This is a genomic window from Arthrobacter sp. MMS24-S77, from assembly GCF_054888235.1.
On the sequence record NZ_JBTZRN010000001.1, the window covers coordinates 2665239 to 2688755 of the forward strand.

Annotated in this window: 21 protein-coding genes and 1 pseudogene; 12 read left to right on the forward strand and 10 right to left on the reverse strand. The window is 63.9% G+C overall.

Annotated elements, in window-relative coordinates:
* Window positions 1-54: 54 nt before the first annotated feature.
* Together ACX5I4_RS12170 and hrpB are read right to left on the reverse strand one after the other, a co-directional pair.
* A complete protein-coding gene (locus ACX5I4_RS12170) occupies window positions 55-807 on the reverse strand; it encodes a M50 family metallopeptidase (RefSeq protein WP_461836889.1) in 753 nt (250 codons plus the stop codon).
* 70 nt (window positions 808-877) lie between these two features.
* Window positions 878-3583: an ATP-dependent helicase HrpB gene (gene hrpB / locus ACX5I4_RS12175; protein ID WP_461836890.1), complete on the reverse strand. Its 2706-nt coding sequence runs from the start codon at window positions 3581-3583 to the stop codon at window positions 878-880.
* Window positions 3584-3681: 98 nt separating this feature from the next.
* Between hrpB and ACX5I4_RS12180 the strand changes: the two genes are divergently transcribed.
* From ACX5I4_RS12180 to ACX5I4_RS12195, 4 genes are all read left to right on the forward strand, one after another.
* Window positions 3682-3867 (forward strand): hypothetical protein, encoded by a 186-nt coding sequence (locus ACX5I4_RS12180; protein ID WP_461836891.1) that lies wholly within the window; start codon window positions 3682-3684, stop codon window positions 3865-3867.
* 141 nt (window positions 3868-4008) lie between these two features.
* Complete coding sequence (locus ACX5I4_RS12185) at window positions 4009-4872, forward strand: slipin family protein (RefSeq protein WP_461838710.1); 864 nt, start codon at window positions 4009-4011, stop codon at window positions 4870-4872.
* 33 nt (window positions 4873-4905) lie between these two features.
* Window positions 4906-5367: a hypothetical protein gene (locus ACX5I4_RS12190; protein ID WP_461836892.1), complete on the forward strand. Its 462-nt coding sequence runs from the start codon at window positions 4906-4908 to the stop codon at window positions 5365-5367.
* Window positions 5368-5502: 135 nt separating this feature from the next.
* Entirely contained in the window at window positions 5503-6108 is a 606-nt protein-coding gene (locus ACX5I4_RS12195; protein ID WP_461836893.1) for a DUF305 domain-containing protein, read from the forward strand.
* A 75-nt stretch (window positions 6109-6183) separates the two neighbouring features.
* On the opposite strand, the gene ACX5I4_RS12200 is transcribed toward ACX5I4_RS12195, so the two are convergent.
* The 6 genes from ACX5I4_RS12200 to ACX5I4_RS12225 form a co-directional block, all read right to left on the reverse strand.
* The gene (locus ACX5I4_RS12200; RefSeq protein ID WP_461836894.1) at window positions 6184-6426 is read right to left on the reverse strand and encodes a hypothetical protein; all 243 of its coding nucleotides are present in this window, start codon (window positions 6424-6426) and stop codon (window positions 6184-6186) included.
* 256 nt (window positions 6427-6682) lie between these two features.
* Window positions 6683-7879, reverse strand: coding sequence for an anhydro-N-acetylmuramic acid kinase (locus ACX5I4_RS12205; protein ID WP_461836895.1), 1197 nt, complete (start codon window positions 7877-7879; stop codon window positions 6683-6685).
* Between the two features lie 27 nt (window positions 7880-7906).
* Window positions 7907-9229 (reverse strand): MFS transporter, encoded by a 1323-nt coding sequence (locus ACX5I4_RS12210; protein WP_461836896.1) that lies wholly within the window; start codon window positions 9227-9229, stop codon window positions 7907-7909.
* A 65-nt stretch (window positions 9230-9294) separates the two neighbouring features.
* Window positions 9295-10077: a glucosamine-6-phosphate deaminase gene (nagB, locus tag ACX5I4_RS12215; protein WP_461836897.1), complete on the reverse strand. Its 783-nt coding sequence runs from the start codon at window positions 10075-10077 to the stop codon at window positions 9295-9297.
* Window positions 10077-12923: an FAD-binding and (Fe-S)-binding domain-containing protein gene (locus ACX5I4_RS12220; protein ID WP_461836898.1), complete on the reverse strand. Its 2847-nt coding sequence runs from the start codon at window positions 12921-12923 to the stop codon at window positions 10077-10079. The genes nagB and ACX5I4_RS12220 overlap by 1 nt, the downstream gene beginning before the upstream one ends.
* Window positions 12920-13849, reverse strand: coding sequence for an N-acetylmuramic acid 6-phosphate etherase (locus tag ACX5I4_RS12225; RefSeq protein WP_461836899.1), 930 nt, complete (start codon window positions 13847-13849; stop codon window positions 12920-12922). The genes ACX5I4_RS12220 and ACX5I4_RS12225 overlap by 4 nt, the downstream gene beginning before the upstream one ends.
* Before the next feature lie 173 nt (window positions 13850-14022).
* Between ACX5I4_RS12225 and ACX5I4_RS12230 the strand changes: the two genes are divergently transcribed.
* From ACX5I4_RS12230 to ACX5I4_RS12245, 4 genes are all read left to right on the forward strand, one after another.
* A complete protein-coding gene (locus tag ACX5I4_RS12230; protein ID WP_461836900.1) occupies window positions 14023-14925 on the forward strand; it encodes a MurR/RpiR family transcriptional regulator in 903 nt (300 codons plus the stop codon).
* A gap of 181 nt (window positions 14926-15106) precedes the next feature.
* The gene (locus ACX5I4_RS12235) at window positions 15107-16159 is read left to right on the forward strand and encodes an NAD(P)-dependent alcohol dehydrogenase (RefSeq protein WP_461836901.1); all 1053 of its coding nucleotides are present in this window, start codon (window positions 15107-15109) and stop codon (window positions 16157-16159) included.
* A gap of 250 nt (window positions 16160-16409) precedes the next feature.
* Window positions 16410-16967, forward strand: coding sequence for a GNAT family N-acetyltransferase (locus ACX5I4_RS12240; RefSeq protein WP_461836902.1), 558 nt, complete (start codon window positions 16410-16412; stop codon window positions 16965-16967).
* 114 nt (window positions 16968-17081) lie between these two features.
* Window positions 17082-17669, forward strand: a complete 588-nt coding sequence (locus ACX5I4_RS12245) for a TMEM175 family protein (RefSeq protein WP_461836903.1) — start codon at window positions 17082-17084, stop codon at window positions 17667-17669.
* 38 nt (window positions 17670-17707) lie between these two features.
* Here the strand turns inward: ACX5I4_RS12245 and ACX5I4_RS12250 are convergent, their stop codons facing one another.
* Window positions 17708-18466, reverse strand: a complete 759-nt coding sequence (locus tag ACX5I4_RS12250; protein ID WP_461836904.1) for a DeoR/GlpR family DNA-binding transcription regulator — start codon at window positions 18464-18466, stop codon at window positions 17708-17710.
* Between the two features lie 46 nt (window positions 18467-18512).
* Here ACX5I4_RS12250 and ACX5I4_RS12255 point away from each other — a divergent pair, with 46 nt between their 5' ends.
* Window positions 18513-19205: an NUDIX domain-containing protein gene (locus ACX5I4_RS12255; RefSeq protein ID WP_461836905.1), complete on the forward strand. Its 693-nt coding sequence runs from the start codon at window positions 18513-18515 to the stop codon at window positions 19203-19205.
* Between the two features lie 38 nt (window positions 19206-19243).
* Here ACX5I4_RS12255 and ACX5I4_RS12260 read toward each other — a convergent pair whose 3' ends face one another.
* Entirely contained in the window at window positions 19244-19762 is a 519-nt protein-coding gene (locus ACX5I4_RS12260; RefSeq protein ID WP_461836906.1) for a GNAT family N-acetyltransferase, read from the reverse strand.
* Window positions 19763-19827: 65 nt separating this feature from the next.
* Here ACX5I4_RS12260 and trxB point away from each other — a divergent pair, with 65 nt between their 5' ends.
* The 3 genes and pseudogenes from trxB to ACX5I4_RS12275 all read left to right on the forward strand — a co-directional run bounded on the left by trxB (window position 19828) and on the right by ACX5I4_RS12275 (window position 23486).
* On the forward strand, window positions 19828-20805 hold the full coding sequence (trxB, locus tag ACX5I4_RS12265) for a thioredoxin-disulfide reductase (RefSeq protein WP_461836907.1): 978 nt from the start codon (window positions 19828-19830) through the stop codon (window positions 20803-20805).
* A gap of 98 nt (window positions 20806-20903) precedes the next feature.
* On the forward strand, window positions 20904-22154 hold the full coding sequence (locus tag ACX5I4_RS12270; protein ID WP_461836908.1) for an Nramp family divalent metal transporter: 1251 nt from the start codon (window positions 20904-20906) through the stop codon (window positions 22152-22154).
* Window positions 22155-22239: 85 nt separating this feature from the next.
* A pseudogene (locus tag ACX5I4_RS12275) lies at window positions 22240-23486 on the forward strand (APC family permease).
* Window positions 23487-23517 lie beyond the last annotated feature (31 nt).

Genomic DNA, 23517 nt, shown 5'->3' on the forward strand with positions numbered 1-23517 from the left:
GCGCACGGCAAGAGGAAAAGCCCACTCGCGGTGCCGAAACCGAGAGTGCAAAGGCTAGGAGAGCATGTCCCACACCAAGCGAACCGAAAAGGCGGAGCTTGCGGCAATGACTACCGCGAATGCCACGAGCCACAGCAGCGACGGCACCCCGGTGGAACGGGCCAGGATGTAGGCGTCGGATGACGCCAGCCGATCCCGACGCCGGGTGTGGACCGAAGCAACCTTGAACCAATCCCGCACAGCGCCTACTTCCAGGGCTATTCCAAGCCCCAACACCACATGGCTGACCGTCGAGGCACCGGCGAACATGACAAGCAGTTGGGCAATCGCCGCGCTGAGGAGCGCAACGAAGATTCCGGTGAAATTGCGCAGAAAGATGAGCGCGACCAGCAGCACCAACGCCCCAACGGACATGGCCGCTCCCGACCGCCCGGCGAACACCGACCAGATGAGCGCTACGCCCACCACGGCCGGACTCGGATATCCCCAGAACCCGGACCAGGCGGCTCCGAACTTGCCACGCCCGCTGCTGAGGAGTTGTCCTGAGTGGTCGAGCCCGATCTTGAGCCCGTGAACAATCCGGCCTGTCATGAGGGCAGCGAACGCGTGTCCCAGTTCATGTACGAACGTCACATAGAGGCCAAACCAGCGCCACGTGACGCGCGGGATACTCAGCACGACGGCCGCCGCCAGGATGCCCAGGACAACAGGCATCGAAAGGCTGGGGACCTCCGTCGTGGTGAATCCCCGCACCACGGCTTGCCACCAGTCATTGGCCAGGTCAGCGGGGCGCAATTCCATGTTCATCACCGTGGCATCCTAAGGAAGAAGCCTGTGAATGCCTCCCAGCCAGCTCAGCGAGGCCATCTCACCCGAGTCACATCCTGCGCTTGGTCTTGGCCGTGGCGGGCGCCGTCCAGGGGTCCTCGGGCCAGGGGTGCTTCGGATAGCGGCCCCGCATCTCCGCACGGACCTGGGCATAGGGGCCGGACCAAAAGGAAGCCAGGTCATCCGTCACGGCCAGCGGTCGCCTGGCCGGGGAAAGCAGATGGAAAAGCACCGGCACCCGCCCGCCTACCAGGCGGGGCGTCTCAGTCCAGCCGAAGCACTCCTGCAGCTTGACGGCCACCACCGGCCGGCCGCGATCGTCCGCGGCGTCCGGATAGTCGATTCTCACCCGCGAACCGCTAGGCACATCAAGCGATTCCGGTGCCAGGTCACCGAGGCGGGCCGCCTCGGGCCACGGCAACAGCCGCTGCAACGGCTCGGCCAGGTTGATCCCGCTCGTGGCGGTTCCTCCAGCCAACGCTTCGAGCTCCGGCGCCAGCCACGTGTCCAGCCGGGCCAACAACGCCTGCTCGGAAACATCCGGCCAGGGATCACCCAATTCCCGGTGCAGCAAAGCCAGCCGACGGCGTAGCGCATCCGCCGCGGTCGACCATCCGATCGTCCCCAGGCCGTCCTTCGCCAGGGCGCGGGCAACGGCAGCGCGTCCCTCTTCCACGGAAGGCCGCACCGGCGTCGACGAAAGCACGATTGCTCCCAATCGCCGTTCCTGCCGGGCGGTGACGCGGCCCTGCGTGAATTCTGCTTCCACAGTGTCGCTCAGGAGCTGGCTGGCGGCAGCCTCCGCGGAGTCCGCCGCGAGGGGCGCGGCGGAACGGATGACGGCGCCGGTCCCTGCCGCATCCCGGCCCTCCGCGCGGGACACTTCGGCCACCGCCAGCCATTCATGGCCGGCCAGCGGACTGCCTGCCGGCAGCCCGGCGCGTGTCCCGGAAGCCAGCAGGTAGCGCTCGGGTCCGGAGCCTGGAACGCGGCGCGCTACACGGTCCGGGAACGCCAGGGCGACGACGAACCCCAGCCCTCCCGCGGGGCCCGCCGGAGAAGACAGCCTCGCCTGGGAGGGCAGGGAAAGTACGACGCCGGAGCTCTCCTGGCGTGCAATCGCCTCCATGCGCCGGACATCCTCTGCCCAACGCCCGGCCACGGGATCCCTGCCTGACCGGAGCGAGCCCAGGAGACGAGTCAGGTCAGCTCCAGGAGGGCGCTGGTCCCCCGCGACGAGGGCAACGGCCTCAGCCGCCGCGCGGCGCCCGACCACAGCGGCGCCATCGAGCAGTGCGCGGGCCAGTCGCGGATCGGCGGGAATCCTTGCCAGGATTCTTCCCACTTCCGTGGCGAGTCCGTCCGGGGAAATCGCGCCGAGTTCCCGGAGCACTTCCACCGCATCATCCATCGCTGCTTGGGGCGGCGCGTCTGGAAGGGCCAGTCCCCGGCCACGTGGCGATCCCCAACAGGCCAGGACCAAGGCGGCGCCCGTCAGGTCCGCGGCCGAAATTTCCGGTGTGGGGTGGGCTGGTGCCGCGCCAAACGCCTTTTGCTCGTAGCAGCGGACCACTCGTCCGGGCCCTTGACGCGCCGCGCGTCCGGCACGCTGCTCGGCGGACGCGCGGGAGCAAGAGACCGTGACCAAGCCGGACATGCCGCGGTTGGAGTCGCGCCGCAACTCGCGGGAAAGCCCCGCGTCGATGACCAGCCGGACTCCCGGAACCGTCAGGGAGGATTCGGCCAGTGCTGTGGACACGATGATCCGGGGAGGTCCGCCACGTTCCCGCCCGGAAACTGCCCGGTCTTGTTCTGCCGGGCTTGCCTGTCCGTGAAGCTCCAACACCTCTGCGACCGGTATCCCCGCCGCGAGTCGGGCGCGCAACCGGGAGGCGACGTAGGACACCTCCCACGCACCGGGGACGAAGACGAGCGCGTCAATGCCGGGGTCGGCCGCGAGCGTTTCGGAGTACGACGCCGCTGCTGTGTCCGCTACATGGTCCAGGAAAGCCCGGGCCACGCCGCGCACATCCAATCGCGGCACGGCCGCAGGGACCCAGTCCACTTTCAAGGGGTGCAGCGCGGAGGGGCAGTCGACGACGGGAGCCGGCCCGCCGCCGTCGTGCTTTCCGGTCGGGTTTTCCCCGACGGCGGCACCGCCCATCAGCGCGGCGAACCGTGGCGCGTCCAGGGTTGCCGACATCGCCACCAGGGCCAGGTCTTCGCGCAACCCGTGGACCTCGATGAGCATTCCGAACAGCAGGTCTGTCTCCAGGCCGCGTTCGTGAACCTCGTCGAGGATCACGGCATTGACGCTCTCAATCCCTGGATCCGCAAGCAGTCGCCGCAAGAGGATTCCCGGGGTGACGAACTCGATGAGGGTTCCCGGACCCGTCTTGCTTTCTCCCCGGACCGTGTACCCGACGCGATCACCCAGACGGCTACCGTCGAGGGCGGCGAGGCGTCGTGCGGCCGAGCGCGCAGCAACCCGGCGTGGCTGGGTCACCACCACTCGGGGGCGTTCCTCCGCTTTGACGGAGCGGGCCGCGATGTTGGCTAACAGGGGCGGGACGAGCGTCGTCTTGCCGGTTCCCGGAGGCGCTTGCACGACGGCGGTTCCAGCCGCTCCTCCTGCGCTGAGCACTTCGCCGAGTTCCTCCAAAGAGTCCGCGAAAACGAGTCCTGCCCCGATCGCGCCAAGGTCGAAGAGTCTGTAGGCAGGCGCGGCGTTCCGCGGGACGGATGGGGAATTCACTCCTCCATTGTGCCTACATGCGGAACCCGCCCCGAAAGGTGGACTGCTTGCCGAATCGGGAGGACGATTAAAGGGCAGTCGCTAGAAGGAGGTCAGTGATGTGCTACGGGTACTACAAGGATTTCCAGCGGGACACCAGGAAAGATGCCTCACGGGAATCCGAGGAACGTCCTGAACCCAAGGTGGACGCGAAGGACTTCTCGTTCTGGGCCTTCCCACGCCGCCACCGTGAGTTCACGAACGATCCGGAACCGGTAATCGACCGGACCCGCGAAAGGGTCTAGCCCAAGAAGTGAAAGGAATGTCCTGGATAGGGCGTTCCTTTCATTACGGCGGCACTCGGCTCCTGTTTCAGCTGCACTGCGACTCCCCGAAGTCTCACCGCCATCAATACAAAGCTCCTAGGAACGGAGCCTGGGGTGGCCATGACGGCGGACTCCATCACCCTTCTCATTGTGCTCATTGTCGTAGCGGTCATTTGGTTCGCGTTGGCCGTCCACATCGTCACGCAATACGAACGCGGCGTCCTGTTCAGGCTGGGAAGGGTCCAGCGCGTCAGGTCACCTGGCCTGGTCGTCATCATCCCGTTCGTCGACCGGCTGAGGAAGGTCTCCCTGCGGATCGTCACCGTGCCTATCCAGTCCCAGGGCATCATCACACGGGACAACGTCAGCGTGGACATTTCCGCCGTCGCCTACTTCCGGGTAGTAGACGCCATCAAGTCCGTTATCGCAATTGAAAACATCCACGCGGCCATAGACCAAATCGCCCAAACCACCCTTCGAAAGGTGGTGGGGCAACACACCCTGGACGAAACGCTCGCTGAAACGGACGTGATCAACGCCAATATTCGCCAGATCCTGGACGGGCTGACCTTGGAATGGGGCGTAGAGGTGACATTGGTGGAGTTGAAGGACATCCAACTGCCGGACAGCATGAAGCGCGCCATGGCCCGCCAGGCGGAAGCTGAGCGCGAAAAGCGCGCCAAGATCATCGCTGCCGAAGGCGAATCACTCGCCGCAGCCGCACTGGGCAGGGCCTCCGACACCATGATGGCCCACCCGTTGGCGCTGCAGTTGCGCAACCTCCAGACCATGGTGGAACTCGGCGTAGACAAGAACACCACGGTGGTCTTCCCGGCTCCGTTGATGAGCACCATCAACGAACTCGGAGCGTTCCTCGCCCGGGAAGCAGCCTCGGCGAAAGCAGCCGTTCAGCCTCCCCCGGAGGGTGACGTAGTAGCACCGCCACTCAGAACTGACATAGCAGCGCCTGGTCTGGGCCGGTAACCTTACAAGCACAACTTCGGAAGGAGGAAGACCATGACCGACCCCCTACGGGGCCGCGCCACCGCCTTCCTCCGCCATATTGGCCTGCTGGCCGCGCTCCTGTCGATCATCGCCGGAATCCTCGGAATGCACATCATGGGCGCCAGCCACGGCATGCACAACCCCATCGCGACCGGGATCAACGCCGCAGAACACCAGGCCCATGGTGGCCATATCGTGCTGCCGGGCGATCCGTTGCAACCGGCTGGCGCGTCCGTCCTGCCATCGGCTCAGCTGCCGGCATCGCATTGCACAAGCTCGGGCACCTGTACCGCGATGTCGGCCATGAGCGCCGTCTGCGTGCCTGCCCCGAGCCATAACTCGCTCACGGCACCTTTGCCTGGCGTCCCGCCATATGCAGATGAGGGCACCCCGGAGCCGGGCTTACAGATCGCCGGTTATTCGCACCGTCCGGGCAGTCCTTCCCCGGGCGATCTCTGCATCAGCCGCACGTAAAATACGCGGACGCACCGAGCCGTTCGGCCCGCTGCACAAGACTTCACCCTGACGCGTCTCCCCTTGGTGGGTTTGCTGTGCGCGTCCCACGCAGCCGCGCCTCTGCCGGCTGATTGATTGAAGGACCCCAAAAACATGAAGAAAACCTTGACCATGACCTCTTTCGCCCTTGCCACGGCCATCGCGCTGGCCGGCTGCTCAGCCGGAACCGGGGGCAACAACATGCCCGGCATGAACCACGGAGCCATTTCCGCACCCTCATCTGGTGCGGCGGTGGGCAGTGCCGGAGAGCACAACGCTGCCGACGCATCGTTTGCCCGGATGATGATCCCCCACCATGCCCAGGCCGTCCAGATGAGCGACGTGGTGCTCGCCAAGAGGGATATCCCCGCTCCCGTGACCGCACTCGCCGGGAGGATCAAAGAAGCCCAAGGTCCCGAGATCGAGAAAATGAGGGGCTGGCTCAAGGCATGGAACGAGCCCGCCGAGATGTCCGGCGACCACATCATGAACGGAATGATGGGCGACGAGGACATGAAGAAGCTCGCCGCCTCCCAAGGCCTTGAAGCAGCCAGGCTATTCCTCACCCAGATGATCGCCCACCACCAAGGGGCGGTGGCCATGGCGCAGAAGGAAAGTGCTGACGGCAAGAACGCTGACGCACTCAAGCTGGGCAAGGACATCGTGTCGGCACAGGAAGCCGAGATCAAGGAAATGAAGGAGCTGTTGGAAACCCTCTAGCCCAAGAGCACCGGCCCCCCTGGGCTTCCCAGCGTGGGCCGGTGCCTGGGGCCTAAGTAACGGTATCCGCGCTGATCAGGCTGTGACGTTTACAGAAGAGTCGTCCGCTGCGAAGACGGCATCCGCCACATCTTGCCGGAGGTGGTAGTCCCTGGCTTCGACCGGATACAGGGAACCGCTGACCACGTAATAGCCACGGCCTTCCCCTGGCCCACCAGCCGCTGAGTCAATGGCCGCTATCAGCTGAGGTCCCAAGGGCTGTTCGCTGCCGAGCTCCCGCAATCTAGCGAGGTCCTGGGCCTCCAAACGACTGATCAAACCCGGAATGTCGCACATCTAAAACACCGTCCTGTTCGGTCCGTAGGAAAGGTTCGCGCCGTCGCCCCAGCCGTAGGTGCATCCAAGAACAGTAAGCCCCGGCATAGTGCGTGGCAAGGGTCAACCCGATTGAGGTGCCCGACCCGATCTTCCTCGGCGCCGGCTTACGCCGGATAAGCCCCAAACGACGCGCAAGGGGCCCGCAGAAACGGCGGGCCCCTTGCGTCCGGGCGATTTAGTCGGGTGCCGGGACCTCTTAGTCGGGTGCCGGGACCTGGCCGGCGACACGTTCCATCCGGAGCGACTTTGGCGGAGTCGTGGGAAGAGGCGGCATGTTCAGCCCGCCGGATCCCGGTGTGATGGAGCCGAGGATGCTGGCATGCCGTGCCCCGGTACAACTTGCCACCGTTGCCGGGAGGTTGTGAAGGGACAAGTAGCCGAGCACGGCAAAAGCACACGCCTCTTTCATCGCGGACGGCAGACCCAAGTGATCCGAGCTGAGCAACTCGATGGTGCCCAGTTCCTTGTCCAGGGCGCGCATGAGCGTGGGGTTCCGGGTTCCGCCTCCCGACGCTATGACGGACGTTCCTCCTGCGGCACGGACGGCATCGGCGACTGTCCGGGCTGTCAGGCTGACGAGGGTGGCGATCACGTCTTCAGGGGCGAGATTCTGGGTACCACTGTCAGACATGGCCCTCTCGAGGTAAGGCAAGTGGAATAGTTCCTTGCCCGTGGATTTGGGTGCCGGCTGGGAATAATACGGCTCTGAAAGGAGCCGGCTGAACAGCTCGACGTTGACGGTACCACGGGCGCCGAGCTCGCCGTCGTGGTCGTAATGCTTTTCACCATCGGTCATGGAGGTGACCGCGGCATCGATGAGGGCGTTTGCGGGCCCCGTGTCGAAGGCGATCGGCTCACCGGAGGCCACCGTGATGTTGGCGATCCCGCCCAGGTTCAACGCGATGGGCGTGCCGGGCAATCCCCTGAGCCACAGGGCGTCGAACAGGCTTACCAAGGGGGCTCCTTGGCCGCCCGCTGCCACGTCCCGTGAACGGAAGTTGGACACCACCGTGCAGCCGGTTTCCTCGGCGATCCAGGCCGGCTCCCCGATCTGGAGTGTTCCGTGGACCTTGCCGGACTCGACCCAGTGGAAAACGGTCTGGCCGTGTGATGCCACGAGCTCGGCCTGGCCGTCGCACAGTTCCCGGTTGGCCCTGGCCGCGAGCCGGGCGAATGCTTGTCCGATCCCCGTGTCAAGTTTGCAGATCTGCTCCATGGAGGTCGCTGCGGGCGGCATTTGCGCCGCCAATGCCGCCCGCAGCTCCTCCGGGTAGGATTCGCTCAAAGCACCCAAGGGTGTAACAACCAGGGCATCTCCGTCCCTGCTGATGTCGACCGCGACGGCGTCGATCGCATCGTAGGACGTTCCGGACATCATGCCGATGACACGCATGGCAGTACTCCCTATCTCTTCGTTCGGTTAGTCGCGGAGGGCGGTCTTGTGGGCTGAGCCCCGCAGCGTAGCCAACGCGAAGACGCTGATGATGCAGGTGGCCATCACGTAATAGGCGGGGATGTCCTTGTTGCCCGTGGAAGCGATGAGTCCGGTGATAATGAGTCCGGCAGATCCGGAGAACACCGCATTTGAAAGCGAGTACGCGAGGCCCAGCCCGGTGTAGCGGACGGTGGTCGGGAACATTTCCGAGAGCATGGCGGGCCCGGGCCCGGCCATCATGCCAACTACAGCGCCGGCGATGAAGACGCCGGCCCCCATCAGCCACGGCGAGCTCGTGGGGTCCTGGAGGATCTTCAACAGGGGAATTGCCAGGACCGTGATGAGGATGGCGCCCGCCAGCATGATGGGCCGTCGCCCCCAACGGTCACTGAGGATGCCGCTGGGGATGATCGACGCGGCAAAGCCAGCGTTCGCCAGCACTGTGGCGATGAGCGCCGCCTGGAAGGTGGCGTGAAGGCTGGTCTGCAGGTAGGACGGGAGCACCACGAGGAAGGTGTATCCCGCTGCCGACCAGCCCATGAGCCGGCCGATGCCAAGCAGAATGGCCCGGGCAGTCTCAGCCTTGCTGGGGTGCTGAACGACGACGGCGGGAGTCTTGCTTGCTTCGGCGGTCACCGTGCGCTGGAAGTTGGGAGTCTCTTCGAGTTTCAGCCGCAGGTACAGCGCCACCAAACCGAGCGGAAGCGCGAGGAGGAAGGGGATGCGCCAACCCCAGTCATTGAGGTCTTTTGCGGTCAGGATCGAGGACATCAAAGCCCCGACGCCCGCACCAGCCAGAAGGCCCAGCGCAACGGTGAACGATTGCCAGGAACCGTAGCTTCCACGTTTCCCGGTGGGCGCGAATTCAGTCATGATCGAGACGGCACCGCCGAACTCACCCCCGGCCGACAGTCCCTGGAGGATACGAACCAGGGTCAGGAGGATAGGAGCCATCACCCCCAGCGTGGTGTAGTTGGGAAGAACGCCGATGAGCGTTGTTGCTCCGGTCATCAGCAGCAGGACGATGATCAGCGTGGGGCGGCGGCCGATCCGGTCGCCGATTCGTCCGAAGATCGCGGCGCCGACCGGGCGGAAGAAGAAGGCGATCGCGAACGAGGCATACGTCTTGATGAGGGCTTCGAAGTCTGATGCCCCCGCGGTGGTGAAGAAGTTAGCGGAGATGATGGTGGCGAAAGAGCCGTAGATTCCGAATTCGTACCATTCAATGAAGTTGCCGACCGAACCGGCGACAAGCGCTCGCCTTGCCTCCTTGGCTGGTGGTCGGTCGAGAACTGTTGGGGTGCTCATGGTGATTCCTTAGGGCTGTGGTGGCTTGGTGGATGGTGCTTTGCTGCGGTGCAGTTTTGTGCTTCTTAGAGTCCTTGCCAGTGGGGTTTGTGCTGGAAGGAATGACGGTAGTAGTCGGCCAGGGAGAGCTGTGATGCCGCGGCTTCATCGAGGAATACGGTGACGTGCGGGTGAAGCTGGAGCACAGATGCCGGGCAGATGGCTGTCACGGCGCCTTCGGCCAGTTCGCGCACTGCCTGGGCTTTGTTCGCGCCCGTGGCGGCCAGGATGATGTGCCGGGCTTCCATGATGGTGCCCAGTCCCTGGGTGACCACGTGCCGAGGAACGGAGTCCAGCGAGTCGAAGAACCGGGCATTGTCGCGCCGGGTTTGCTCAGTGAGGGTTTTGATCCTGGTGCGCGAAGCCAGGGAAGATCCCGGTTCGTTGAAACCGATATGGCCGTCCGTTCCAATGCCCAGGATCTGCACGTCTACTCCCCCTGCGGCCCGGATCTGGTCCTCGTAGCTGTTGCAGGCCTCGGGAAGATCAACTCCGAAGCCGTCAGGACCATGGACCCTGCCTTCGGCGAAATCCACGTGGCCGGTGAATTCCCTGCGAATGACCTCGCTGTAGAGCTCCGGATGTTTGCCCGGGAGCCCGATGTATTCGTCAAGCGTGAAGGCTTCGGCCTGGGCGAAGCTCAGGCTTCCGGAGCGGTGGCGACGTATCAGCTGCTGATAGATGGGGAGCGGAGAAGAACCGGTTGCGAGCCCCAGGACCGCGTCAGGTTTGCGCTCAAGCAGGGATTCGATGACGTCCGCGGCCATACGGCCGATCTCATGGCTGTCCGGGAGTATGACAATCTCCATCAGGGGGTTCCCTTCTTTTGACTCGTAGCTTCATCCAGCAGTTCGAGGATGTGGCGGTATTCATGGCCGGTGGCCTGGGTCATGCCCAATTCACACGTCCTGTTCGTTGACGCATACGCCGAATGGCGACGCTCATTGACTTCCGCGGCTTGGGCAGCCGTAGCCGATTCGGTCAATTCGGGGTGGAGGAGGCCTCGATCGCCTGCATAGGCGCAGCACCCCCAGCTGGTAGGCACCACGACGTTTTCAGCCAGTGCGGCCGCGATAGCCGTGAAGTCCTCATTGATGCCCAGACGGGTAGATGAGCATGTCGGGTGCAGCGCGAGCGATTCAATGCGGTGCGAGACTGCAAGGTGAGGCATCAGCCGCTCCCGGGCGAATTGCACGGAGTCGACGAATTCGAGCCGCGAATACTCCGGAGGGGAATCCGGGGACGATGCGGTGTCCCGCAGGGTCTCCAGCCCTTCGGTGCAGGAGGAAGCATCACAGATCACGGGGAGGCGCCCGTGATCGCTCGCCTCCCACAGGGCCGGAAGGACCTTTGCCCGCATGACGTCGTATCCGTCGGTGAAACCTTTGGACTTCCACGGTGTACCGCAGCACAGATTCCCGATGCCCGCGGGAACAAGCAGCTCGACGCCGGCTCGGCCGGCGAGGTTCAGGAAGGCCTCCGTGACCCCGGTCCCGATGCGGCCGCGGCCGTCGTCGGCCGGGCCGAACATGGCTCCGATACACGCCGGGAAATACACGGCATCAGCTGTGGTTCCGGCAGGATCTCCCGTTCCGATGGCTTCGGTGGCGATTCGCTTGCGGCCTCCCCGGGGAAGCACATCGCTGTAGAGCGGGACATTCTCGGCACCGAGAAGCAGCCTCGCCGTCGCGGTAGCGGCCTTCACGGCAGGTGCCGGCATCGCTTTGGCCGCACTGAGGCCGAGGGAGCCGACGGCGGTCACCGCACCCCAGTGCTTGGCGGCGGCCATCCAGCCTTTGCCTGCCACGGCGTTGTGGTTCTCCGCGCGGAGACGGCGCACCAGGTCGCCGGTATTGATCAAGACCGGACAAGCGCTCTGGCACATGCCATCCGCCGCACACGTCTGGACGCCGTCGTAGTCGTAGTCCTTGCGCAACCGTTCCGCAAGAAGGTGGTTACCCTCCTCTTCGGCGGCGGCGATTTCCCGGCGGATGACGATCCTTTGCCGGGGCGTCATGGTCAGGTCCTTGCTGGGACACACCGGCTCGCAATAGCCGCACTCGACGCAGCGGTCCACTTCTTCTTCCACGACGGGCGCCGTCTTCAAGTGGCCAAGATATGACCTGGGCTCCTCGGACAGGACAACCCCGGGGTTCAGCATCCCCTTGGGGTCCACGAGCCGTTTGATGGCCTCCATGACGCCGTAAAGCTCCGTCCCGTACTGGCGCACAACAAATGGGGCCATAATCCGCCCGGTGCCGTGTTCGGCCTTGAGGGTCCCCTGATTGCCAAGGACAAGATCCACCATGTCTTCGGTGAATGCCTCATACCGGTTGAGTTGAGATGGGTCGTCAAACCGCTCAGTGAGCATGAAATGGATGTTGCCGTCCTTGGCGTGGCCAAAAATGACACTGTCCTGATACCCGTGGCGATCAAAGAGGCCCAACAGTTGCTCGCAGGTTTCGGCCAATGCGGGCACCGGAACGGCTATGTCTTCCAGGAGGGCGTTTGTTCCAGCAGGCCGGCTCCCAGCAACGGTGGTGTAGAGGCCCTTGCGGATATGCCAGAGGGCCGAGCGTTTCCTGGCATCCGTGGAAAGCTCGAACGGGGCCGCCAAGTCCAGGGACTCGAACAGAACCTGGCTCTGTTGCTGCTTGTGGGCCAACTCTTCCGCAGTTGAGGCCTGGTGCTCCACAAGAAGTGCGGCGTGGCGGCCGATCTCGAGGCTGGCCAGCGATGCCGGTGTTCCTGCTTGGCGCTGGGCAACAGCCAACGCGGCAGCGTCCATCAACTCCACAGTGGCAAGGCCTGACGCCACCAGCTCGGGCAAGGCAGAGGCGGCATCGTTGAGCGAGCTGAAGGTCATCAGCCCGGTGGCAGCGAAAGGCCGGGATTCGATGGTACGGAACGTGGCCTGGGCAATGAAGCCCAGGGTACCTTCGGATCCGATCATGAGGTGTTCCAGGATTTTGACGGGCTCTTCAAAGTCGAGGAAGGAATTGAGCCCGTAACCCATGGTGTTCTTCATGGCAAACATCCGCTCAATGGTTCGCACAGAGTCTGGATTGGAAATGATTCTGCGCCGCAACTGCAGCAATCCTTCGTGCAGCCCAGGCTCCTGTTCGTGGAGCTGATTGTCTGCGCCGGGGCTAGCCGTATCGATGACGGTGCCCGAGGGCAGGACGACCACCAGGGATTCCAAGGTGCGGTAGGTGTTGAATTCGGTGCCGCAGGCCATTCCGGAGGAGTTGTTGGCCACGACTCCCCCTATGGTGCACGCACCCTCGCTGGCAGGATCAGGACCCAGCTTGCGCCCGTATCCGGCCAACCGTGCATTGACGCTCCGCACGGTGGCGCCGGGTCCAACGCGGACCCGGGCACCGCCGTCGAGCACGTCAACAGAGCGGAAGTGCTTCCGCACGTCCACCAGGAGGCCGTCCGTGACGGCCTGTCCGCTCAGCGACGTACCGCCGGAACGGAAAACAACGGGCATGTCCAGGGACGCGGCGGAAGCCAAGATCCGCCCGACCTCGGCGGCATCCGCCGGCGCGACGACGGCCTGCGGGTTCAACAGGTAGTGCGAGGCGTCATGCGCCATGGCGAGGCGGTCCAGCTCCCGGGTGGTGAACCCCGAGAAACTGCGGAGATCGATCATCGGGCGAGGGCAGTTGTCGCATCGCGCACGTTACCGCCCGCCAGTTCGACGGCGTTGCGCGCGTTGGCAGGGGAAGCGCCGGTAAGCATGACGACGAGAGCCACTTTCAGCTCGCCGTCCGCGGACTCCAGTGCGCTCCGACAGCTCTCTTCCGCGGCGCCGGTGCCTTCCATCAGGATCCTGAGCGTGCGTGCCCGCAGCTTTTCGTTGCTGGCAACCATGGAGACCATGAGGTTTGACCAGGTCCGGCCGAGCCGGATCATCAAGGCCGTGGAGAATCCGTTGAGCATGAGCTTTTGGGCGGTGCCGGCCTTGAGCCGGGTTGATCCCGCCAACGCCTCGGGCCCGGTGTCCGCGGCAAGGACGAAGTCCGCAAGTGGTCCGAGTTGCGGCTCGCTGGCGCAGGCAATGAGCGCTGTTGTGGCGCCGCGTTCACGGCCGGCCGTCAGCGCACCGCCCACGTACGGCGTCCGTCCAGAGGCCGCAATACCGACGACGACGTCGCCCGGGCGGACGTCCGCCGCGGCCTCCGCTCCTGCTTCCCAGGAGTCTTCGACGTTTTCCACCGCCTGGGTCAGGGCCGCAGAACCGCCGGCGTGGTGTGCGATGACAACGCCGTCAGGAAGATTAAAAGTGGGCCTCAGTTCAGCGGCGTCAAGGACAGCGAGGCGCCCGGACGTTCCTGCACCAAAGTAATGGACGCGACCCCCGTTCCGCACGGATTCGGCAGCGGTCTCCACCAACTCGGCCATCTGCGGCAAGGTGGCCCGAACTGCGGTCGGCGCCAGCTGGTCTTCATCGTTGAGGGCTTCGAGAATCTCGACCGTGGTGCGCTGGTCCAGATCCAGGGTTCTGGCATTGCGTACTTCCGTGCTGATGTCGAGCCACGCCGAACCGTTCTGCCCGGAGTGTGGTTGCGTTCCCATCGGTGTTCCTGTCTGTCATTGCTGTGACTTGCCTGACATCGAAGATATTGGCCAGACGGGCTCATGTCAATGAGTTACACAAATTCGAGTGAATTGGTAACATATATACATGGCACCGAACCGTGAGGCTTAGCCGGTACCTTGTCTAAGGAAGCCGAGAGAAGGAGGACGCTGTGGATGAGGCAGGAAACGGGGAGTCGTCAAGATCCGTGCTGGTCAGGATCCGTTCCGCCCTTCCGTCACTCCGGCCTTCCGAACGCGCCATCGCCGAAGTCGTCCTGGCAGACCCCGCACGCGTGGCGACCATGCCGATCGGCGACCTCGCTGAACGATGCGGGACGTCAACTACATCCGTAGTCCGCTTCTACAAGAAGGTGGGCTACGGCGGATACTCGGATCTTCGCCTCGACCTGGCCAGGGAGACCACCCGCGAGAGCCTCGTCAACAACGTTCCGGCGGAGTTCTACGAAGACATCGACAAGTCCGACTCCCTCCAGGAAATAGTCTCAAAGATCGCATTCAATGAGACAGCCTCGATCGCCGACACCGCCCAACTGCTCGACATAGAAAAGCTGGACCAAGCTGTTACGGCCATCGCTGCGGCGCGAAAAACGGACATCTTCGGCGTGGGCGCCGGCGCATTGGTTGGCCAGGATATGAACCAAAAGCTTCACCGGATCGGCAAAATGTCGTTCAGCTGGACGGAGGCACATGCTGCGTGGACTTCCGCGGCACTGCTCGATCCCACTTGCGTGGCCGTCGCCATTTCGCACTCGGGAACCACCATGGACACCGTCGAATTCGCGAAGATCGCCAAGGAGTCCGGAGCAACCATCATCGCCGTCACCAACCATGCCGATTCTCCCTTGGGCCGGGTAGCCGACATCGTGCTCAGCACCGCAGCCCGGGAGACGCCATTCCGTCCAGGCGCTTTGGGCAGTCGCATCGCCCAAATGATGCTGATCGATTGCCTCTTCGTGGGCGTCGCACAGCGTTCGTACGATGCCTCGATTTCAGCTTTGCGCAAGACGCATGCCGCCATCCAGGTCCGGAGACTGTCCAGCAGCGACAAGTAGCTTCGCCGAGCCGATCCTGCTGAGGGGCTCTGCTGATACGGGTACCAGCAGGGACTCCCTCACATCGGAAATTTCCTGTTTGATGGGTGGTGTCGCCCTGAAACCCAGAGCTTCCGGGGTCCCGTGGGCCACCGAGACTGACACCGCGAACACCAATCCTCCGTCCACACACAGGAGAAACATGCTTACCGTGAATGCTTACGCCGCCCCGTCCGCGAGCGAGGCCCTTATCCCGACCGCCATTGATCGCCGCGACGTCGGCTCCCATGACGTGCTGATCGAGATCAAGTACGCAGGCATCTGCCATTCAGACATCCACACCGTCCGCGGCGACTGGGGGCCGCAGTCCTACCCCCTTGCTCCCGGTCACGAAATCGCCGGTATTGTCACTGAAATCGGCCCCGAGGTCACCCGCCACAAGGTCGGCGATCGGGTAGGCGTGGGCTGCATGGTCAACTCCTGCCGCGAATGCGACAACTGCCGCAAGGGCGAGGAGCAGTACTGCCTCAAGGGCATGACCGGCACCTATGGCGCCGTCGACCGCGACGGGACGATAACCCAGGGCGGCTACTCCACCCACGTGGTGGTGACCGAGGATTTCGTCGTACGGATCCCTGAAGGAATAGAGCTCGACGTCGCCGCTCCCCTGTTGTGCGCAGGCATCACCACCTATTCGCCGCTTCGGCACTGGGGTGCCGGTCCCGGGAAGAAGGTCGCCGTCGTCGGACTCGGGGGGCTGGGGCACATGGCCGTCAAGCTCGCACACGCCATGGGCGCCGACGTCACGGTGTTGTCCCAGTCATTGAAGAAGATGGAGGACGGCCTGCGCCTGGGCGCAGACCAGTACTTTGCCACGAGCAACCCGGCAACGTTTGAGTCGCTCGCCGGCACTTTTGACCTGATTATCAACACCGTCAGCGCCCCGATCGACATCAGCTCCTATCTGCGGTTGCTGACCCTCGATGGCGCCTTGGTGAACGTGGGCGCACCCGCGGAACCGCTGCCGGTCAATGTGTTCTCGCTCATCACGGGTCGGCGCTCGTTCGCCGGATCGGCGATCGGTGGCATCCGCGAGACCCAGGAAATGCTCGACTTCTGCGCCGAACATGGACTTGGTGCCGAGATCGAGGTCATCCCGGCGGACAAGATCAACGATGCCTACGAGCGCGTGCTCGCCTCCGATGTGCGGTACCGCTTCGTCATTGACGCGTCCACGCTGTCCACACTGGGCTAACGGAAAGCGTTCAATACACGGCCCACGAAGACGCTCGGCCGGAATATCCCGGCCGAGCGTCTTCGTGTTTTAGCTACCCCTAGAATCCACCTCCCACCTCGCGGACCGTCTGGTTTTCGTGGCCGATGTTGTTAGAGGACGGTGGCTCCGAGGACGCAGGTAGTCTGGGTGGCTGTTTTAAGCCAATCAGAACCGCAAGGAACAGCACGGGCACCTGGGGCGAAGCCATCCGCGCTGATAGCGTTCCCGCATGGACGGAATGACGTGGCGACTTTGCTGGGAAGCAGACATTTCCCAGAAGGAACACGCCCGACTGAGTGGCCTCCTCGCTCGAATTTATCCTGACCACCAAGCGACTTTCAGCAACGGGCGCAGCTGGTCCGGTGCCCGCCCGGAAGGACGCCTTATCGGATACGACGGCCGCAAGCCCGTAGCACATCTAGGCTTCCTGAGGCGGATGCTCCGCGTCGAATCCCAGACATCGGCTGTCCATGTGGCGGACGTAGGACTAGTCGGCACAGACCCCGACTACCGGGGAACCGGCGTCGGAATTCGGCTGCTCAACGAAGCCTCTGCCAGCTTCCACCAGTTCCACATGCCCTTTGGCTTCCTCACATGCCGGCCAGCCGTCGTCTCTTTTTATGAGAGGGCAGGCTGGCTGCGCTTACCGGGGCAGATTACCCGGATGATCACCAACGACGGCGAACCCGAAAAATACAACGGACCAGCCCTCGTGCTGCCCCTCCTAGCCGAGCTATCGGACTGGCCCATGGGCCACATTGTCATTCGAGACGGCCTCGAAGTCTGAGCTACTGGCTGAGCCGCGAAGATCATCAGCTTTGGAATTCACTGCTGCTGTCAGAGGGTATGGTTTGGCGACAGCAGTTCGCACCAACGATGATGTCCCCATGAAGGCAACCCGATGAACAAGAACCGGCTCGAGGCATTCAGTGACGGCGTCCTCGCCATCGTCATCACCATCATGGTGCTTGAACTGCGGGTACCCCCGGAACCGACGTGGACCGGCTTGCTGAGTGTTCTCCCGACGTTCCTTAGCTACCTGCTCAGCTTCGTCTACGTGGGGATCTATTGGAACAACCACCACCACCTGATCCACTTGGCCGATCGGGTCAACGGCGCAATACTCTGGGCGAATCTGCACCTGTTGTTCTGGTTGTCGCTCTTCCCGTTCAGCACACGTTGGATGGACGAGTCGGGCTTCGCGGAGGTCCCTGTGCTGGCCTACGGGTTCAACCTACTTTGTGCGGCGGTTGCCTACTTCGTGCTCCAGCAGTCGCTGGTCCGGCAGCAAGGGCGTCAAGGGGCGCTCGCTCAGGCGCTTGGCCGGGACTGGAAAGGTAAGACGTCGCCCCTCATCTACTTGGCCGGCCTTGCCCTCTGCTTCTTGCATCCATTGCTCGCCGTCGCCGCCTACACGGTAGTGGCACTGATCTGGTTGGTTCCAGACCGGCGGGTCGAACACTTCGTCATCCGCGCGCAACAAGAGTGACTGGAGTAGTGTTCGCCCGGCGATACTGGCGAAAATAGTCAATCCGCGCCAATGAGGGCGACCCCAAGGTGCGTGAGCTCCCTCATGGTCGGATCGTTGGCCGGCGCATCGGTGATGATGCCGGCGATGCCGGTAAAGGGCAGTACCGAATAGCGCGAAGCGGCGCCGATCTTCTCGGTACTGGCGAGGACGTAGGTGTCTGCCGCACGGGCGGCCAGAGCGCGTTTCATCGCGGCTTCGTCGGCGTCGCCGGTTGTCAGTCCGTGGACGGGGTGGACTCCGGTGACACCGAGGAAGAACAGCTCGGCGGAAATTGCTTGGGTAGCCTCGACGGCCGCAGCCCCGCAGGTCACGGCAGAGTGTTTGAACAAGCGACCACCGAGGAGGTACACCTCAATGAGGGGGTGGTCGACAAGCGCCGAGGCGATGGTTGGGCTGTGGGTAATCACAGTACAGTCGAGCTCCGCGGGCAGCGCGTGAACCACCGCGAGGGTGCTGGTGCCGCCGTCGAGGATCACGGCGCAGCCCGGCTGGACGAGCGAAGCGGCGCGGGTAGCAATGCGGGCCTTGCTCTCCGGCTCAACGGTAGCGCGGGTGGCATAGTCGGCGATGGCAGGAGAAACCGGCAGGGCACCGCCGTACACACGTTGGCAGAGCCCGGCTGCGGCAAGCTCGCGGAGGTCGCGGCGCACGCTATCTTCGGACAAACCAAGTTCGTGGGCGATGTCTTTGGCGATCACCTTGCCATCCGTGGCAAGGCGCGTGAGGAGGTATTCGAGTCGTTCGGCAGCAAGCATGCACGCTTCTTCCTGATGTTGCACGTTTATGCACTATTCTAGCGGAATGACTCCGAGAGACGATGCCCCTCCCACCACGTTGCGTCCTGGAATTGATGTACCCGACCAGCGCGGCCGCACCGGTCTCGACCAAGCCGGCCGCGGCCTCGACCGCAATCCCGCCGTGGTCGTGCGCGACGTCGAAGTGACCTCCGACGGTTGGCACGTGCTGCGTCGCACCACCTTCGAGTACCGCCGCAGGGATGGCCGATGGGTCACGGAGCAGCGCGAAAGTTACGATCGGGGCAATGGCGCGACGATTCTGTTGTACGACGCCGGCCGGGGCACGGTCCTCCTCACCCGGCAGTTCCGCTTCCCGGCCTATGTCAACGATCATCCGGACGGGATGCTGATCGAGACTGCTGCCGGTTTGCTGGACGACGACGATCCCGAAACGGCTATCCGTCGCGAGGCAAGCGAGGAACTCGGCGTCCAGGTCGGAGCGCTGCGGCATGTGTTCGACGCATACATGAGCCCCGGATCGGTCACCGAACGGCTGCACTTTTACGTCGCGCCCTACACCCCGGCAGACCAGACGGGCCCGGGCGGTGGAGTAGTCGCGGAGGGCGAGGACATCGAAACCATCGAGATTGCGTTCGCCGATGCTCTCGCCATGATCGACGACGGTCGCATCGTGGACGGAAAGTCGATCATGCTCCTCCAATGGGCGGCCCTCAACAGCCTCTTCCACATGGCGTGAGCCGTGCCGCGGCCGGCCCCCGGCTCGCGGAAGGCACCTCAGACACGGCGGGAGCGGCGTTCAAGCAGCAGCGTATCCCGCCACTGGCCGGCCAAGGGCCCCGCATTCATGCGGGCGATGCGTTCCCGCCGGCCAACGATGGTGAAGCCATTCGCTTGGTGAAGGCGGATGCTGGCTTGGTTTTCGGGGAAGATGCTGGATTGGATGGTCCAGATGCCATGCTCTTCGGTCGACGCAGCCAGCGCCTGCAGGAGCAGGCCTCCGACGCCCCGTCCGCGCGCAGACCCGGCGACATAGACGGAGTGTTCGACCACGCCGGCATAAGCCTGGCGCGACGACACCGCGGAAACGGCCGTCCACCCCAACACCTGACCGGATGCTTCGGCAACGAAGCGGTGATCCGGGAGGCGGCTCGCGTTGAACTGCTCCCACCCCGGAGCAGCTGCTTCGAAGGTGGCCTGCCCGGTCTCGATGCCCTCGGTAAAAATCGCACGGACCGCGGGCCAATCTTCAGGACTCATGGGCCGGATCAGGACGGCTCCGGCTTCGCTAGACATTCACCCATTATGCACTTTGATCGACGAGAGCTTGATTGACGTCCCCGTCCTTGTTGCACTTGTCTATGAGCAAAGAACAGTTGATCATCATCGGATCCGGCCCTGCCGGCTACACGGCGGCAATCTACGCAGCCCGGGCGGGCCTGTATCCCCTGGTCCTTGCCGGTTCAGTCACCGCCGGCGGCGCGCTGATGAACACCACGGAAGTGGAGAATTTCCCCGGCTTTCCCTCCGGCATCCAGGGCCCCGACCTCATGGAGGGCCTGCAGGAGCAGGCCGAGCGGTTCGGCGCCAAGATAGTGTTCGACGACGTCACTGAAGTCCAGCTGGCCGGGCACCTGAAGCGGGTGGTCACCGGGTCAGGCGATACCCACAAGACACTGGCCGTGATCCTCGCGACCGGCTCCGCGTACAAGGAGCTCGGCTTGCCGGAGGAGAAGAAGCTCAGCGGGCACGGCGTCTCTTGGTGTGCTACGTGCGATGGCTTCTTCTTCCGCGAGCAGGACATTGTTGTGGTGGGCGGCGGCGACTCGGCCATGGAGGAAGCAACGTTCCTGACCCGGTTTGCGAAGACCGTCACGGTGGTGGTCCGCAGGGAAGAGCTCCGAGCCTCCCGAATCATGGCCCAGCGCGCCAAGGACAATCCGAAAATCCGCTTCGCCTGGAACTCCGCCATCACCGCCATCCATGGCGACGCCAAGGTCACCGGCGTGACCCTGGCTGACACCCGCACCGGCGTCACGCGCGAACATGCGGCTACGGGCATATTCGTCGCCATTGGACATGTCCCTAGGACGGACCTTGTGGACGGCCAGGTGGATCTCGACGCCGAGGGCTACATCAAGGTTGACTCCCCCACCACCGTGACCAGTCTTTCCGGGGTCTTCGCCTGCGGTGACGCGGTGGACCACCGCTACCGCCAAGCCATTACGGCCGCCGGCACAGGCTGTGCCGCCGCGTTGGATGCCGAGCGGTACCTCGCCGCACTTGAGGATGCCGACAGCATCGCCACCGCCCTCGTCGAAGAACCCACCCACGCGTGAACTAGCGCATTTCGCAAGCCTCACCTAAAAACTACTTTTCGGTATGCCTAACTTAACGGTATCCTCATCATGTTCGTATCCCCGATGTTGAGGAAATCATGGCTACCACTCTTGCGGTGCAACCGGTGAGCAAGCCCCGGTGGCGGTCCAGGCTACTCTTGTTGGGGCCAGCTTTCGTGGCCGCGATCGCGTACGTGGATCCGGGAAACGTCGCGGCAAATCTGACTGCCGGTGCGAACTACGGCTATTTGCTCGTGTGGGTCTTGGTTGCAGCAAACATCATGGCGGTCCTGGTGCAGTACCAGTCTGCGAAACTCGGTTTGGCCACGGGCCACAGCCTTCCAGAACTCCTCGGCAAGCGACTGGGCACACACCGTCGCAGGCTGTATTGGGTCCAGGCAGAAGTCGTTGCCGGGGCTACCGACATGGCTGAAGTCATCGGCGGAGCCGTCGCGCTCAACCTCCTCTTCGGACTGCCGCTTCTCATGGGTGGCGTCATCATCGGGCTGGCATCCATGATGCTCCTGGCGCTCCAGTCGTCACGGGGCCAAAAATCCTTCGAATACGCCATCATGATGCTTTTGGCGGTGATCGCCGTCGGTTTCGTTTCGGGGCTCTTCGTCAGTCCGCCGGAGACCGGAGGCGTGTTGGCAGGCTTGGTGCCGCGCTTCGAAGGAACGGACACAGTCCTCCTCGCTGCCAGCATGCTCGGCGCCACGGTCATGCCGCACGCCATCTACCTACATTCGGCCCTGGCCCGCGACAGGCATGGCTTCTCCCACGATCCGGCGGTGCGCACAAAACTCATCAGGGCAACCCGGATGGATGTCGCCGGGGCGTTGATGCTGGCAGGGGTTGTGAACATTGCCATGCTCCTTTTGGCCGCCTCCAGCCTGCGCGGAGTCGAAGGAACTGACACCATCGCGGGAGCCCACGCCGCAGTCACTTCGGCGCTTGGTCCAATCATCGGCGTAGCTTTCGGCGTCGGCTTGTTGGCCTCGGGCTTGGCCTCGACGTCCGTTGGATGCTACGCCGGAGCAACAGTGATGGGTGGCCTCCTCAAGATCCGTGTGCCGCTCCTGATCCGCCGGGTAGTCACGTTAATCCCGGCGTTGATCATTCTCGGAGCGGGAATTGAACCCACCCTCGCACTCGTCCTGAGCCAGGTCCTGCTCAGCTTCGGCATTCCTTTCGCCTTGATTCCGCTGATTCGGCTCACAGGCAAGCGTGAGGTCATGGGCATCCACACTGATTCAACAGCGTTGAAGATCGCCGGGTGGACCAGTGCGGCACTCATTGTCGGCCTCAACTGTGTTCTCATCGTCCTGACAATCACGGGGAAGTCCTAGGCGCTCCTGGCGGCGCCGAATAGACCGCGAACTTCGGGGAGGGCTCCAGGACTTAGGCTGGGTCTGAGCGCCGAAGGAGAACCCCATGAGCAACCCCCAGGCCCTGGCCCGTCGGCTGGGTACCTTTGACGCGGTCGTGATCGGCTTGGGCTCCATGATTGGAGCGGGTGTGTTCGCGGCCTTCACCCCAGCCGCTTCCGCCGCAGGATCAGGACTCCTGATTGGACTCGTCGTCGCCGCCGCGGTGGCATTCTGCAACGCGACGTCTTCCGCCCAACTCGCCGCCGCATACCCGACGTCGGGCGGAACCTACATTTACGGGCGCGAGCGGCTGGGACCGTGGTCCGGGTACGTAGCCGGGTGGGGTTTCGTGATCGGTAAGACCGCCAGCGCCGCTGCCATGGCCATGACTTTCGCTGCCTATGCCGCCCCCGCAGGGTGGGAGCGTCCCGTGGCCATCGCCGCCGTCGTCGTCCTCGCCGCTGTGAACTATCACGGGGTGACGCGCACGGCTGGCCTGACCCGAATTCTGGTGCTCGTCGTACTGGCGGCTCTCGCCATTGCCGTGGCAGCCTGCTGGGGCGGGTCTGCTTCCGCGCCGGCCAACATTCTTGGGGGCGGGCTGCTTGCACATGGCTGGTACGGGATCCTCCAATCCGCGGGGCTGCTGTTCTTCGCCTTCGCCGGCTATGCGAGGATCGCGACCATGGGAGAGGAAGTCCGTGACCCCCGGCGCTCAATCCCGCGCGCCATCGGGATCGCATTGGGCATGACGGTCATCCTCTACGCCATCATTGCAGTGACCCTTCTCGCAGCCCTCGGCCCGGACGGCTTGGCGGGTACAGCAACACCGCTCGCCGCCGCCGTCGGAAGCGGGACCTTGTCATGGGCCGTCCCCGTGGTCCGCGTGGGAGCCGCCGTCGCCGCCCTGGGCGCCTTGCTGGCGCTCATCGCCGGCTTGGGCCGGACCACGCTGGCCATGGCCCGGCACCACGATCTACCGCATTGGCTCGCTGCCGTCCATCCGCGCTATCGAGTCCCGCACAGGGCCGAAGTCGCGCTGGCCGCAGTGATCTGCGTAATCGTCGCCGTCGCCGATGTGCGCGGTGCGATCGGTTTCTCCTCATTCGGCGTACTCATCTACTATCTGGTCGCCAACGTTGCCGCGTTCACCCAGCCGGCCGCAGACCGGCGATACCCCAAAGCACTCCAGGTGTTCGGAGCCGTGGCCTGCGTGTTCCTGGTAGCCACGCTCCCCCGCTATCGGCGGGCCTGGGCCTCCTCATGTTCGCGGTAGGCATCGCCCTGAGAGCCATCAGGCTCCATCGATAGCGTCGAGAACGAGCGCCCCGGGCGCCGTGGC

Bases quoted from the DNA above. Each gene is read 5' to 3' on its own strand.
- ACX5I4_RS12170 (WP_461836889.1), bottom strand. From the start codon at position 807: ATGAACATGGAATTGCGCCCCGCTGACCTGGCCAATGACTGGTGGCAA.
- ACX5I4_RS12180 (WP_461836891.1), top strand. From the start codon at position 3,682: ATGTGCTACGGGTACTACAAGGATTTCCAGCGGGACACCAGGAAAGAT.
- ACX5I4_RS12185 (WP_461838710.1), top strand. From the start codon at position 4,009: ATGACGGCGGACTCCATCACCCTTCTCATTGTGCTCATTGTCGTAGCG.
- ACX5I4_RS12190 (WP_461836892.1), top strand. From the start codon at position 4,906: ATGACCGACCCCCTACGGGGCCGCGCCACCGCCTTCCTCCGCCATATT.
- ACX5I4_RS12195 (WP_461836893.1), top strand. From the start codon at position 5,503: ATGAAGAAAACCTTGACCATGACCTCTTTCGCCCTTGCCACGGCCATC.
- ACX5I4_RS12205 (WP_461836895.1), bottom strand. From the start codon at position 7,879: ATGCGTGTCATCGGCATGATGTCCGGAACGTCCTACGATGCGATCGAC.
- ACX5I4_RS12210 (WP_461836896.1), bottom strand. From the start codon at position 9,229: ATGAGCACCCCAACAGTTCTCGACCGACCACCAGCCAAGGAGGCAAGG.
- nagB (WP_461836897.1), bottom strand. From the start codon at position 10,077: ATGGAGATTGTCATACTCCCGGACAGCCATGAGATCGGCCGTATGGCC.
- ACX5I4_RS12220 (WP_461836898.1), bottom strand. From the start codon at position 12,923: ATGATCGATCTCCGCAGTTTCTCGGGGTTCACCACCCGGGAGCTGGAC.
- ACX5I4_RS12225 (WP_461836899.1), bottom strand. From the start codon at position 13,849: ATGGGAACGCAACCACACTCCGGGCAGAACGGTTCGGCGTGGCTCGAC.
- ACX5I4_RS12235 (WP_461836901.1), top strand. From the start codon at position 15,107: ATGCTTACCGTGAATGCTTACGCCGCCCCGTCCGCGAGCGAGGCCCTT.
- ACX5I4_RS12240 (WP_461836902.1), top strand. From the start codon at position 16,410: ATGGACGGAATGACGTGGCGACTTTGCTGGGAAGCAGACATTTCCCAG.
- ACX5I4_RS12245 (WP_461836903.1), top strand. From the start codon at position 17,082: ATGAACAAGAACCGGCTCGAGGCATTCAGTGACGGCGTCCTCGCCATC.
- ACX5I4_RS12250 (WP_461836904.1), bottom strand. From the start codon at position 18,466: ATGCTTGCTGCCGAACGACTCGAATACCTCCTCACGCGCCTTGCCACG.
- ACX5I4_RS12255 (WP_461836905.1), top strand. From the start codon at position 18,513: ATGACTCCGAGAGACGATGCCCCTCCCACCACGTTGCGTCCTGGAATT.
- ACX5I4_RS12260 (WP_461836906.1), bottom strand. From the start codon at position 19,762: ATGTCTAGCGAAGCCGGAGCCGTCCTGATCCGGCCCATGAGTCCTGAA.
- trxB (WP_461836907.1), top strand. From the start codon at position 19,828: ATGAGCAAAGAACAGTTGATCATCATCGGATCCGGCCCTGCCGGCTAC.
- ACX5I4_RS12270 (WP_461836908.1), top strand. From the start codon at position 20,904: ATGGCTACCACTCTTGCGGTGCAACCGGTGAGCAAGCCCCGGTGGCGG.